11 protein-coding genes and 1 riboswitch are annotated in these 13,150 nt (G+C 70.8%); of the genes, 3 read left to right on the plus strand and 8 right to left on the minus strand.

What is annotated here, in order from left to right:
- Positions 1-5: 5 nt before the first annotated feature.
- Positions 6-1,838: a translational GTPase TypA gene (gene typA / locus DPR14_RS01765; RefSeq protein WP_158043635.1), complete on the minus strand. Its 1,833-nt coding sequence runs from the start codon at positions 1,836-1,838 to the stop codon at positions 6-8.
- 440 nt (positions 1,839-2,278) lie between these two features.
- Between typA and DPR14_RS01770 the strand changes: the two genes are divergently transcribed.
- Genes DPR14_RS01770 through DPR14_RS01780 form a run of 3 tightly spaced genes read left to right on the plus strand, consistent with a single transcriptional unit; the run spans position 2,279 to position 6,046 of the window.
- Entirely contained in the window at positions 2,279-4,060 is a 1,782-nt protein-coding gene (locus tag DPR14_RS01770) for an autotransporter assembly complex protein TamA (RefSeq protein ID WP_246148717.1), read from the plus strand.
- A gap of 52 nt (positions 4,061-4,112) precedes the next feature.
- On the plus strand, positions 4,113-5,459 hold the full coding sequence (locus DPR14_RS01775) for a DUF2157 domain-containing protein (protein ID WP_158043636.1): 1,347 nt from the start codon (positions 4,113-4,115) through the stop codon (positions 5,457-5,459).
- The gene (locus DPR14_RS01780) at positions 5,456-6,046 is read left to right on the plus strand and encodes a GDYXXLXY domain-containing protein (protein WP_158043637.1); all 591 of its coding nucleotides are present in this window, start codon (positions 5,456-5,458) and stop codon (positions 6,044-6,046) included. The genes DPR14_RS01775 and DPR14_RS01780 overlap by 4 nt, the downstream gene beginning before the upstream one ends.
- A gap of 27 nt (positions 6,047-6,073) precedes the next feature.
- Here DPR14_RS01780 and arsH read toward each other — a convergent pair whose 3' ends face one another.
- Genes arsH through DPR14_RS01815 form a run of 7 tightly spaced genes read right to left on the minus strand, consistent with a single transcriptional unit; the run spans position 6,074 to position 12,899 of the window.
- Entirely contained in the window at positions 6,074-6,787 is a 714-nt protein-coding gene (gene arsH / locus DPR14_RS01785; protein ID WP_158043638.1) for an arsenical resistance protein ArsH, read from the minus strand.
- Positions 6,780-7,214, minus strand: coding sequence for an arsenate reductase (glutaredoxin) (arsC, locus tag DPR14_RS01790; protein WP_158043639.1), 435 nt, complete (start codon positions 7,212-7,214; stop codon positions 6,780-6,782). The genes arsH and arsC overlap by 8 nt, the downstream gene beginning before the upstream one ends.
- Positions 7,215-7,248: 34 nt before the next feature.
- Positions 7,249-8,367 carry a hypothetical protein gene (locus tag DPR14_RS01795; protein WP_158043640.1) on the minus strand — a complete coding sequence of 373 codons (1,119 nt, stop codon included), beginning with the start codon at positions 8,365-8,367 and terminating at the stop codon, positions 7,249-7,251.
- Positions 8,368-8,403: 36 nt separating this feature from the next.
- Positions 8,404-9,144, minus strand: coding sequence for an ABC transporter ATP-binding protein (locus DPR14_RS01800; protein ID WP_158043641.1), 741 nt, complete (start codon positions 9,142-9,144; stop codon positions 8,404-8,406).
- The gene (locus DPR14_RS01805; RefSeq protein WP_246148720.1) at positions 9,141-10,910 is read right to left on the minus strand and encodes a branched-chain amino acid ABC transporter ATP-binding protein/permease; all 1,770 of its coding nucleotides are present in this window, start codon (positions 10,908-10,910) and stop codon (positions 9,141-9,143) included. The genes DPR14_RS01800 and DPR14_RS01805 overlap by 4 nt, the downstream gene beginning before the upstream one ends.
- Positions 10,903-11,778: a branched-chain amino acid ABC transporter permease gene (locus DPR14_RS01810; protein ID WP_158043642.1), complete on the minus strand. Its 876-nt coding sequence runs from the start codon at positions 11,776-11,778 to the stop codon at positions 10,903-10,905. Before DPR14_RS01810 ends, DPR14_RS01805 begins: the two co-directional genes overlap by 8 nt.
- Entirely contained in the window at positions 11,775-12,899 is a 1,125-nt protein-coding gene (locus DPR14_RS01815) for an ABC transporter substrate-binding protein (RefSeq protein ID WP_158043643.1), read from the minus strand. The genes DPR14_RS01810 and DPR14_RS01815 overlap by 4 nt, the downstream gene beginning before the upstream one ends.
- 56 nt (positions 12,900-12,955) lie before the next feature.
- A riboswitch (TPP riboswitch) is annotated at positions 12,956-13,056 on the minus strand.
- Positions 13,057-13,150: the final 94 nt, after the last annotated feature.

Here is a 13,150-nt window from a genome sequence, read left to right on the forward strand (position 1 = left end):
GGCGATCAGCTCGCCTCGGCCTGCTTCTGGGCGCGCTTGCGCTCGTTGGGGTCGAGGTGACGCTTGCGCAGCCGGATCGACTTCGGCGTCACTTCCAGCAGCTCGTCGTCGGCGATGTAGGACATCGCCTTCTCCAGCGTCATCACGATCGGGTTGGTCAAGCGGACCGCCTCGTCCTTGCCGGCGGCGCGGATGTTGGTCAGCTGCTTGCCCTTCAGGACGTTGACTTCCAGGTCGTTCCCGCGGGTATGCTCGCCGATGATCATGCCCTGGTAGACCGGGACGCCCGGCTCGATCATCATCGGGCCGCGGTCTTCCAGGTTCCACAGGGCATAGGCCACCGCGGCGCCGTCGCCGTTGGAGATCAGCACGCCGGTGTGGCGCGACGCGATCGGGCCCTTGTACGGGGCGTAGCCGTGAAACAGCCGGTTCATCAGGCCGGTGCCGCGGGTGTCCGTCAGGAACTCGCTCTGATACCCGATCAGGCCGCGCGACGGCACGTGGAACACCAGGCGCGACTTGCCGGCGCCCGAGGGCTTCATCTCGATCAGGTCGCCCTTCCGCTCGGAGACCTTCTGGACGACGGTCCCGGAGAACTCCTCGTCCACGTCGATCACCACTTCCTCGATCGGCTCCTGGCGCTGGCCGGTGATCGGGTCGCTCTGGAACAGCACGCGCGGGCGGGAAATCGACAGCTCGAACCCTTCGCGGCGCATGGTCTCGATCAGGATGCCGAGCTGAAGCTCGCCGCGGCCGGCGACCTCATAGGCGTCGGTGCCGTCGGTCTCGCTGACCTTCAGGGCCACGTTGCCCTCGACCTCGCGGAACAGCCGGTCGCGGATCATGCGGCTGGTGACCTTGTCGCCTTCGCGGCCGGCCAGCGGGCTGTCGTTGACCGAGAAGGTCATGGCGAGCGTCGGCGGGTCGATCGGCTGGGCCGGCAGGGCGGTCTCGACGGCGGGATCGCAGATCGTGTCGGCGACGGTTGCCTTGGTCAGGCCCGCGATGGCGACGATGTCGCCCGCCTCGGCCTCGTCGACCCCGACGCGCTCCAGGCCGCGGAAGGCCAGCAGCTTGGAGATGCGGCCGGTCTCGATCACCTTGCCGTCACGGGACAGCGCCTTGATCGGCATGTTGGCGCGGGCGGTGCCGGTCTCGATGCGGCCGGTCAGGATGCGGCCCAGATAGGGGTTCGCCTCCAGCGTCGTCACCAGCATGGTGAAGTTGGCGTCGTCCTTGTTGGCGGCGACCTTGGGAGCGGGAACGTGCCGGCGGACCAGCTCGAACAGCGGCTTCATGTCGACGCGTTCGGCTTCCAGGCTCTCCGCCGCCCAGCCGTTGCGGCCCGAGGCGAACAGGGTCGGGAAGTCGAGCTGCTCGTCGCTGGCTTCCAGCGCCGCGAACAGGTCGAACACCTCGTCATGGACCTCGTGCGGACGGGCGTCCGGGCGGTCCACCTTGTTGATCACGACGATCGGGCGAAGGCCCAGCTTCAGCGCCTTGCCGACCACGAACTTGGTCTGGGGCAGCGGGCCCTCGGCCGCGTCGACCAGCACCACGACGCCGTCGACCATGCTCAGGATGCGCTCGACCTCGCCGCCGAAATCGGCGTGGCCGGGAGTGTCGACGATGTTGATCCGGGTGCCGTCCCACAGGACGGACGTGCACTTGGCGAGAATGGTGATGCCGCGCTCACGCTCCAGGTCGTTGCTGTCCATCGCCCGATCGGCGACCTGCTGGTTCTCGCGAAACGAACCGGACTGGCGAAGCAACACGTCGACGAGGGTGGTCTTGCCATGGTCAACGTGCGCGATGATGGCGATATTCCGCAGATCCATACCGAACTTCTCTGATGTCCCGGGTTGAGCCGCGGCGTACCGCGGGCAAACAAAAATGCCCGGATAAACACCTGGAGAATGGATCGCAGCCCTTCTCAGTGCCCGGGTCATGTTGCGGCGCAGTATACAGTTTGCGCCATGAACTACAAGCGGAACCGCCTGCGGCCATCTGTTCCCAGAATGGCAGGCCGTCCCGCTTGGGCATATAGAATGGGGAGGGATCCCAACGGTTTCAAGGGCAAGTCCCCGAAACCAGCCCGGATGAGGAGTTGCCTTAAGGAACATCGTCCGGCACCACTGTGTTTGCCAACCACCGTTTCGAACGGAGAGAACCCCTGAAGTCCGGCCTGCCCCCTTCCCGCAGTTCCCAGCCCCTTGCCGAACCTCCCGGGGGGCTGCGGCCCCGCCCCCGCGCGGCCATCACGCGCGGCGTCATCGGCTTGGCCCTGATCCTGGCGGTGGGCGGCATCGTCGCGGCGCCGGTCGTGGCGCAGCAGACCCCCTACGAGGTCAGCCTGACCGGAGTGGAGGACGGATCGCTCCGGGAACTGCTGGAGGGCACGGCGACCCTGTTCCGCCTTGCCGAGCAGCCGCCGCCGAGCCCGATCGGCTTGCGCCGCCGGGCCGACGCCGATCGGGAAAGGCTCCAGACGGCCCTGCGCTCGGTGGGATACTACGATGCCCGGGTCGAGATCGCGGTCGATACCTCGGTGGAACCCGCCAAGGTGGCGGTCACCGTGACGCCCGGGCCGGTCTACAGGTTCGACCGCATCGCAGTGGCCGGAGCCGGCGGCACGCCGCTCGAAGGAGCCCCGATCACCGCCGGGGACATCGGCATCCAGGTCGGCGGCCCCGCCCTGTCGGCGACCGTCGTCGATGCCGAGACCCGGCTGACCGGGCAGCTGGCGTCGCGCGGCTTCGCCTTCGCCAAGATCGCCGAGCGCCGTGCCGTGGTCGACCACGAGGCCCGGACCATGGACGTGACCTATACGGTCGATCCGGGACCTCTGACGCGCTTCGGCGAGGTCAGCGTCGAGGGGCTGGACCAGGTCTACGAGCAGCTGGTGCGCAACCGGATCCCCTGGGAGCCCGGCGACGAGTACCGGCCGGCCGAGATCGAGGACGCCAGGCAGGCGATCTCCGGCCTCAACGCGTTCTCGTCGGTCCGGGTCGGGCTGGCGCGCGAACCCGGGCCGGACGGGGTCACCCCGGTGACCGTGACCGTCGCGGAGCGGCCGCGCCGGGTGATCGGCGCCGGCTTCAGCTATTCGACCGAGGACGGTTTCGCGACCAACGTCTATTGGGGCCACCGCAACCTGTTCGGCGGGGCCGAGCAGTTCAGGCTGTCCGCCACCGTGTCGCGCCTCGGCGAGAACGACCTGACCGACACCGAGGCCCGGCTGAACGCGAATTTCCGCAAGCCGGATTTCTTGACTCTCAACCAGGCGCTGATCCTGGACGCGAGCCTGATCCGCGAACGGCCCGACGCCTATGACCGCGACGCCATCGTTCTGTCGGCCCTGCTGGAGCGCCAGCTGAGCGACCGGCTGACGGTATCCGGCGGCGTCACGCTCGAACAGTCGCGGGTCGTCGATCCGCCGGACACGACTACCGAGAGCACCCTGGTCGGCATCCCGCTGCATCTCAGCTACGATGCCACCGACGATCTGCTCAATCCGACCAGCGGGTTCCGCACCGACCTGCTCCTGACGCCCTATCAGCAGATCGGCGGCGCCGACGCCATCTTCACCATCGCCCGCCTCACCAACAGCGCCTATTACGATTTCCGGGGCGACGGCTGGTACGTCGCGGCGGGGCGGCTGTCGGTCGGCAGCATCTTCGGCTCCAGCACCACGGACATCCCGGCGGACAAGCGTTTCTATGCCGGCGGGGGCGGCTCGATTCGCGGTTACGGCTTCCAGGACGTCGGGCCGCGCGACGCGTTCGGCGACCCCGCGGGCGGGCGCAGCCTGATCGAGGTCGGCGCCGAGATGCGGGTCAAGGTGACCGATACCATCGGCATCGTTCCCTTCATCGACGGCGGCAACGTGTACGAGAGCTCGACGCTAGACTTCTCGGAAGAGCTGCGTTGGGGTGCCGGCATCGGCGCCCGATACTATACCGGTTTCGGCCCCCTGCGGCTGGACGTGGCCGTGCCCTTGAACAAGCAGCCGGGCGATTCCAGCTGGCAGCTCTATATCAGCATCGGACAGGCCTTTTAGGACTTCGCCTCTGCTATGATCCGGCTCCGGGGAGGCTGTTCGGATCACGGCGGTGCTGCGACATTACCATGCCAATCGAAGCTACGTCGAACGATTGCGCGGCGACCTGCCGCGCTGGGTCGAGCGGGGCTGGATCAGGACGGAGGACGCGGAGTCCCTGCTTGCCGACGCGGCGGCGGCCCGGCCCCGGCCGCCCGGCCTGTCCAGCCTGCTGGCGCTGCTCGGCACCGTCCTGGTGGCGGTGGGCGCGCTGCTGTTCCTGGCGGCCAACTGGCAGGGCCTGGGCCGCGTGTCCAAGCTCGCCGTGCTGTTCGGATCGCTGTGGGGCGTGCATGCCGCCGCCTGGGCCTCCCTGCGCACCGGCATGGAGCGGTTCGCCGAGGCGCTGCTGCTGCTGGGGGTGCTGCTGTTCGGCGCCGGCATCATGCTGGTCGGCCAGATCTACCACCTGCCGGCCGATCCGCCCGCCGGCGTCCTGATCTGGGCGCTGGGCGCCGTCCTGGCGGCCTGGGCCTGGCCGAGCGAGTGGGCGGCGTGCGCCGCGCTGGCGCTGGTGACGGCTTGGTTCAGCTTGGCCGCGCCGGACTCGCCGCTGCCGGTCTACCTGCCCTTCCTGCCGGTCTGGGCGGCGATGCTGCCGCCGATCCTGCGCATGCGCTGGATCATGGCTTACCATGTCGCGCTGGCGTCGCTGGCCTGGTTCATCCTGGTGACGCTGGCATCGCTGTTCTCCACGGCCGGCGCGGCGGAAGGGGACGTCCTGCGCCTGGGCAGCGCCATCGCGGCGGCCCTGCTGGCCGTGGGCGGCGTCCTGGCGGGATCGCCCTGGTCGGCGGCGTTCGGGACGCCGCTGGAGCGGCTGGCGCTGCTGGGCCTCGTCGCCGGAGCGTCGCTGCTGGCCCTGCCGGCGCTTCAGACCGACCTGTCCGCCATCGGCGAACCGGCCTGGGCGGGACTGGCGTTGCCGCCCCTGCTGGTCGCCGCGGCGGGGGCCGCGGTGGTGTGGCGCCGCGGCGGCGGGCTGCTGGCCGGCGGCGCCGCGGCGGTGGTCGCCGTCCTGCTCGCCGACGCGCTGGTTCCGCCGGAGAGCCACGGGGTTTCGCTGATCCTGCTGAACCTGGTCCTGGTCGGGGCGCTGATCGGCATGATCGCCGAGGGCTACCGCCGCGAGGACCGCTTCACCGTCAACCTGGGCTTCCTTGCCTTCGCGCTGACCCTGCTGCGGCTCTACTTCGACACTTTCTGGCTGCTGCTGGACAGGGCGCTGTTCTTCGTCCTGGGCGGGCTGCTGGTCATGGCGCTGGGCTGGCTGTTCGAGCGCAAGCGGCGGCTCCTGGTCGGCAGCCTCGGTGATGGGCCGGGCGGCGGCCCCGGCGGCAAGCGGAGTGCCGCGGCATGACCCGCGGCGGACGCCTGCTGACCCTGGCGCTGGCCCAGACCGCCGTGCTGGCCGGGCTGATCGGCTTCCGGCAGTGGACGCTGGAGACCGGGACCCCGGTCGTGCTGTCGATCCGTCCGGTCGACCCGCGCTCGCTGTTCCAGGGCGACTATGTGGAGTTCAACTACGATATCGGGCATCTGCGCCTGGACCGTCTGGTCGGCGACGACGATTTGGAACGCGGCGAGACGGTCTATGTGGACATCCAGCCGGGCCGCCCCGCCTGGCAGGCCACCGGCATCTGGCGCCGGCGCCCGGCCGCGACGCCGACCGGCGCCGTGCTCCGCGGACAGGTCAGGTGGGTGACCGAGCAGCAGTGCGAGGAATCGGGATCGGGCGAATCCGCCGCGATCGTTCCCTGCCGCATCGCGGGCATCCGCTACGGCATCGAGAACTACTTCGTCCCGGAGGGAACCGGGGCCGCCCTGGAGCGTCCGGCGGAGGGCGAACGGATCGACATCCGCGTCGCGGTCAACCGGGCCGGCACCCCGGCGATCTCGGCCATCCTGGTCAACGGCGAGGTCCGCCACGAGGAGGGGTTGTTTTAGAATTGGAGCAACCGCAGGTTCGATCGCTCACATCTTCTCCGGAAGTTTGAACGCCTCCTTCCGCTCGCTGTAGCGGTCGACCAGGTAATCGGCCCGGTCGCGCAGCAGCCAGGTGAATCGCACAAGCTCCTCCATCACGTCCACCACGCGGTCGTAGAGCGGCCCGGGAAGCATGCGGCCGGCCTCGTCGAACTGCTCGTAGGCCTTCGGCACGCTCGACTGGTTGGGGATGGTGACCATGCGCATCCAGCGGCCCAGCAGGCGCAGCGTGTTCACCGCGTTGAAGCTTTGCGAACCGCCGGAGACCTGCATCACCGCCAGGGTACGACCCTGGGTCGGCCGGACCGAACCCTCCGACAGGGGGAGCCAGTCGATCTGGTTCTTGAACACTCCGGTCACCGTCCCGTGCATTTCCGGGCTGCACCAGACCTGGCCTTCCGACCAGATCGACAGGTCCCGCAGTTCCCGCACCTTGGGATGGTCGGGGCCGACGCTGTTGGCCACCGGCAGGTCGCGCGGGTCGAAGACGCGCGTCTCGGCCCCCATCGCCTGCAGCAGCCGGTCCGCCTCCTCGACCAGCAGCCGGCTGTAGGACCGCTCCCGCAGCGACCCGTAGAGCAGCAGGATGCGGGGCGGGTGGGTCATCCGCGCGGCCGGTTCCAGCCGGGCGGGGTCGGGCTGCCTCAGCAGCTCCGGCTTCAGGGCCGGCAGCGTGTCGGGGGGAGGGGCAAGGTCATCCATGGCCCGGTCCGATCCGGTGGCCCTGCTCGTCCACGACCGGTTCGCCGTCCTCCTTGGCGAAGGCGCCCCGCTGCCGCGACGGCAGGATGTCCAGGACGGTTTCCGACGGGCGGCACAGCTTCACGCCGAGCGGCGTCGCCACGATCGGGCGGTTGATCAGGATCGGGTGCGCCATCATGGCGTCGAGCAACCGGTCGTCCCCCAGCTCCGGATCGTCCAGGCCCAGCTCGTCGTACGGCGTGCCTTTCCGGCGCAGCACGTCGCGCACGGTCACGCCCATCCGCCGGATCAGGTCCTTCAGCTCGTCGCGGCCCGGCGGAGTCTTCAGGTACTCGATCACCACCGGCTCCTCGCCGCTGTTGCGGATCAGGGCCAGGGTGTTGCGCGAGGTGCCGCACTTGGGGTTGTGGTAGATCGTGACGGTCACGAGTCCTGCTCCCGTTCAGCGGGTCCGCGCGCGGTCAGTTCTGCGCCGGCGGCGATGCCGGCGGCGCCGGCTGGCCGGCCTGGGGCGGCTGTTCCGACCCGAGCTTGCGGACGACCTGGGTCAGCCCTTCGCGCGCCTTCTTGGCCAGCTCGACGTCGGCGTCGGATGCCTCGTGGAAGAAGACGTTGAAGACGTTGTCCTGGCTTTTGAAGAACAGGATCGCGACGTTGATCTTGCCCTCGGGCGGGGTGCAGGAGACCATGGCGGTCCGCAGGGTCACCCGCGGCAGGGTCTCCACTGCCGCCGGGGTGGCGTTGAACTCGCCGCCGCAGCGCTGCTTCAGGGCGTCCAGGTAATTGGTCGTGAGCGTCGCGAAATCCGCGTCCGGCGGAGCCCGGTGACCGCGCACGCCGCCGAAAACCGGTCCCAGCCGCCACGCGAAATCGGCCGGGCGGCGGTCCTCCGGGACGTTCGCCAGCGACAGCGGCACCGCCTGGCGCAGGCCGGCGGCGTCGAGCAGCGCCCGCAGCCCTTCCGGCAGGATGACCGCGACCGGCTGGGCGCCGCCCGGGGCGCCCGGCTTCGGCCCTCCCCCCGTGACTGCCTGCTGGACGCAGCTGCGCAGGTCGCCCAGCGCCTTGGCCGTGCCGCGGAGCTGGAAGATCGCCGTGTCGGTCGGCCCCTGCATGATCAGGCGGCTTCCCTTGCGCATGCCCTCGTAGAGTTCGTCGTCCTTGCCGGTGGGGACCACCAGCAGGTCCGGCTCCATCGCGACGGCGGTGAAGTTCCGCTTGACCGTCTCGTCGACCCGGACGCTCATGGGGAACTTGGTCCCCTGGGTCATGCCGGCGCCGGGGATGCCGATCAGGATGTTGGTCTCCCCGCTGGGATTGCGGGCGAACACCAGGGCCAGCTTGTTGTCGAAGCGGTTTTCCGCGACGCAATAGACGAACTTGCCGTTCGGATCGGCCACGGGGCCGCCGCGCCAGTCGCCGATCGGCGCTCCGGTCAGCTGGGCGCCGCCCGGGGTCGATTGGGCGCCGCCCGGGGTCGATTGGGCGCCGCCCGGCGCCTGGGCCAGTGCCGCGGAGGGTAGGCCGCTCGACAGGCCGATGGCGGCGCCGAGCGCGAGAGCGAGAAGATGAGACTGCACGTTCAATATCCGGCTGCGCTAGGAGTTGGCGGCAGGCTATAGGGCCGGCCGGCCCGTCGCAAGGGGATTGCCCATAAAGTCCGGATCTGCGTCCAGCCGCCGCCGCAGGTCCGCGGCGCTCCCGGTTTCGGCCAGCCTGCCCAGCCGAAGCCAGGCGCCGAGGTCGGCCGCCTCCAGCGCGCGGGCCGCCGCCTGCTCCGCCAGCAGGACCGCCGTGCCTCCTGCGGCGATCTCGCGCACCGTCGCCATCACCTGCGCCGTCAGCAGGGGCGACAGCCCGAGGGACGGCTCGTCCAGCAGGAGCAGGCGCGGCTCCCCCATCAGCGCGCGGCCGATCGCCAGCATCTGCTGCTGCCCGCCGGACAGCTGCCAGGCCCGCTCGCCCGACTTGGCCCGGAGCTGGGGAAACAGGGCGAAGACGCGGTCCAGCAGAGCCATGCGCGCCGCGGCCGGCGCGAAGCTCGCCACTTCCAGGTTGTCGCGCACGCTCATGCCGGGAAAGACCCTGCGGCCTTCCGGCACGTAGCCGATGCCGAGACGGGCGCGCCGCTCGGGCGCCAGTCGGGTGATGTCGGACCCGTCGAGCAGCACCCGTCCCGCCGCCGCAGGCACCAGGCCGATCACCGCCTTCAGCAGGCTGGACTTGCCGGCGCCGTTGGCCCCCAGCAGGGCCAGCACCTCGCCGGGCCTTACCTCCAGCGAGACGCCGTCGACCACCGGGGCGCCGCCATGGGAAACCGACAGGCCGTCGAGGGCGAGGAGCGGCCGGGACGTCATGGTGCCTCCGGCCCGGGCGACCCGAGATACGCCGCGAGCACCCGGCGGTCGCGCCGGATCGCGTCGGGCGTCCCTTCGGCGATGACGCTGCCCTCGTCCAGGCAGGTGATCCGGTCCGCGAGCGGCAGCAGGAAGGGCATGTTGTGTTCCACGATCAGCACGGCGGCGCCGTCGTCCGCCGCCGCGCGGAGAATCCCGGCAAGCTCGGCCTGCTCGGTCTCGGTCAGGCCGGCGGCCGGCTCGTCCAGCAGCATGACGGCGGGCTGCCGGGCCAGCGCCCGGGCCAGCTCCACCCGCCGCCGCAGCCCCGGCGGCAACGTCGCGCAGGGCGTGCGGGCGAGGTCGGCGGCGCCGGTCTGGCGGAGGAAATGCATCGCGTGGGCTTCCGCCGTCCGGACATCGCCGTCGAGGGTGATCCGGGCCGCCGCCACGGCCGCCAACGCTTCCACCCCGGGCGGCAGGCTGGCGGTCTGGAAGGTCCGCGCGATCCCGGCTCGCGCGATCCCGTGCGGCGCCCGTCCGGTCAGTTCCACGCCCCGCACGTACAGCCTGCCGCCGTCCGGCTTTTCCAGGCCGGTCACCAGGTTGATCAGCGTCGTCTTGCCCGAGCCGTTGGGGCCGATCACCCCCAGGATCTCGCCGGCATCGATCGCCAGGCCGACGTCCCGGACCGCCCGGACGCCTCCGAAGGACTTGGAGAACCCCTCGACATACAGCACCGGCCCGCGGAAAGGGGCCGCCGGCCGGGGTTCGGGTGCCAGCGGGGCCGGCAGCGGGCGGGGCGGTTCCGGCAGCCAGCGCGCGCGCAGCCGTTCCGCCAGGCCGACCAGTCCCCACGGCGCCGTCACCACCGTCGCCAGCAGAGCCGCGCCGTACAGCAGCAGGTAGCCGCCCTCCAGCCCGCGGAACCATTCCGGCAGCTGGGTCAGCAGGACGGCGCCGGCCAGCGCGCCCGCGACGCGTCCCAGCCCGCCGATCACCGCCATGGTCAGGATCGTGACCATGACCGGGAACTCCAGCACCTCGGGCGACACCACCCGCTGGATATGGGCGGCGAGCGCGCCGGCGGCGCCCGCGTAGGCGGCGCCGAGGATGAAGCATTCCAGCCGCAGCCGGTCGATATCGATGCCCAGCGTGCGCGCCGCCGCCGGCGTGTCGCGCATCAGGGGGAAGGCCAGCCCGCGCAGGCCCCGCCCGATCCGCCACGCCGCCAGGGCGCCCAGCGCCACCAGGGTCCAGACGAACAGCGCAAGCGCCAAGCCGCGCCCCGGACGCCAGCCGAACAGCTCGACGCCCGGCACTCCGGCGATCCCGTTGGAGCCGCCGGTCAAGCCCTGCCACTCGACCGCGGCGAGCAGCACCACCTGCCCGATGCCGAGCGTCGCCAAGGCGAAGTAATGGCTTTCCAGCCGGAGCACCGGGGCCGCGACCGCCAGGGCCAGCAAGGCCGGCGCCAGGACCGAGAGCGGGAAGGTCGCCTCGAAGCCGAGGCCATACCGGCTGCCCAGGATGCCGGTGATATAAGCCCCGATTCCATAAAATGTGCCCTGCGCCAGCGACAGCGCGCCGGCATTGCCGAAAATGATCTGGTAGCCGATCACGGCCAGCGCGTAGACCCCGGCCACGGTCAGCACCCGCAGGCCGTAGGGGTCGGCGAACAGCAGCGCATAGGCCGCCAGGGCCATGCCGGCCGCCGCCAGCAGGGGCGTGGCCCCTCGGCCCGGAATGCCGCGTCCGGTAATCCTCGGGAGCCGGGGTTCAGGCACGGCTGCGGGCCGCCTCGCCGAACAGGCCCTGGGGACGCACCGCCAGGATCGCCAGCAGCGCCAGGTACAGCGCCGCCGTCGCCGCCGAATAGGACAGGGTGGCGGACACCACCACCTCGAACGCGGCGATCAGCAGCGCGCCGGCGACGGCGCCCGCGACCGATCCCCAGCCGCCGATGGTCACGGCGATGTAGGCCTTCAGGATCAGCCCGCTGCCCGAGGTCGGCGTCACGAAGAACTGGTTGGACAGCAGCAGCCCGGCGGCACCCGCCAGGGCGGCGCCCAGCGCGAAGGTCGCGGCGACCATCGCCGTCACCGGGATGCCGCAGGCCCGCGCCATCTCCGGGTCCTGGGCGGTCGCCCGCAGGCGCCGGCCCAGCTGGGTGCGGGCGAACAGCCAGTGTTGCCCCAGGATCAGCAGCCCGGCCACCGCCACGACCGCGAGCGACTGCTCGGGAACCAGGACTCCGGCGATATCAAGCGTTCCGCCGCCGAACAGCGGCGGCGCCGCCTTCGGTTCCGGCCCGAACAGCAGGGTGGCGCCGTTCTGCAGGATGATGCCGACCGCGATGGTGCTGATGAAGACGCTGACCGGCGGGCGGTGCCGCAGGGGCAGGTAGGCCAGCAGCGACACCAGCAGCCCCAGCGCCGCCATCAGCGCCGCCACCAGCGGCAGCAGCAGGATGCCGGGAAGGGGGATCGACCCCGCCAGGGCCACCGCCAGGAATCCGCCGGCCATGACCAGGTCGCCCTGGGCGAAGTTGACGGCCGAGGTCGCGTTCAGCACCAGCACGAAGCCCAGGGCGACCAGCGCGTAGGAGGCGCCCAGCGCCACCCCGTTGACCAGGAGCTGCGCGACACCCGTCACGGCGCCACGTCGTAGCGCTTGACCACCGCCGGAACGCGCGACGATCCGTCGTAGCAGACGATGACGGCGGAATGGGCCATGTTGCCCCTGCCGTCGGAGCGGTAGGTCATGGCGAGGCCCCGGTATATCCCCTTGGCCAGCGCGTTCCGCACGGCCTCCGGCGTGTCCGCCCCATCGGCCGCCGCGTCCAGCACCATGCGGATGCCGTCGTACTGGCCGAGCGCGAAGGCGTCGGGCTCGGTGCCGAAGGCGGCGCGGTAGTCGGCGGTGAAGCGTTCCATCTCCGGCGAGCCGCCCGACACCGGCGAGGCCGAGGTCTCGGCGCAGACGCCCTTCAGCTCGGCCGGCTCCAGCAGCGCCGCGGTCGAAGGCTGGTGCATGGCCGAGCCGGCGACGATCGGCACGCCGGGGTTCATGGCCGCCGCCTGCCGCACGAACAGCGCCGTCGGGCCGGAATGCAGGTGCAGGACCAGCACGTCGGGGTTGGCCGCCATGGCCTTGGTCAGCACCGGCAGCATGTCGCGGATGCCGGGATCGACGCCTTCCTCGAACACCGGCTCGACGCCCAGCTTGGCGAAGGCGTCGCGCAGGTGCGCCTGGCCGCTCTGGCCATAGGCGGTGGTCTGGTAGATCACAGCCGGCCGGCGCTTGCCAAGCTCCTCCGCCACGTAGCGGGCATGGGCGGTCTTGGTGACGCCATCGCCTGGGAAGAAGCGGAAGACCCAGGGATTGCCGCGCTCGGTGATCGACGCCGTGCCCGACACCGTGACCAGGGGAATGCCGTACTCGTCGGCCAGCGGCAGCATGGCGAGCATCTGGGTGCCCAGCATGCTGGCGGCGATCGCCGTCGGCGTGCCGCGCCCGGACGCCCGTTCCAGCGCGGTCACCGCGCCTTCGGGGGAGGTGCCGGTGTCGATCACCTCCGACCGCACCGTGAGCCCTTCTGGGGCTTGGCGGATCGCAAGGACGGCGCCGTTCCGCTGGCTGGTCCCTTCGAGCGCCAGGAATCCGGTGACCGGCACCAGCACCGGGATGTCCAGGTCGGCCGCGGCGGCCGGGCCGGCGGCGGACGACAGGGCGGCGAACGCGGCGGCGAACAGTATGGCCTTCCGGGCGGGCATCGTCGGTTTCCTTCCTCCGTGCGAAGCGGAAACCTGTGAGTGCTGCGACTTTTGCCTGGTCGGTCCCACGGGCTCCCTTCGCTGGCATGATCCAGATCAGGTTCTATGGGTATGATCTCAGCACGGGCTGATCGGCCCGGCACCCCAGCCTTGATGCCCCGACAGTGACAGTCCGGCACGGCCCCGTCAAGGTTCGGACCCCCTATCCGAAGGAGAGCCTGAAAACGTTCCGTCTAATACTTTTGATGTGG

It is taken from the genome of Skermanella pratensis (assembly GCF_008843145.1).
Lineage (GTDB): Bacteria > Pseudomonadota > Alphaproteobacteria > Azospirillales > Azospirillaceae > Skermanella > Skermanella pratensis.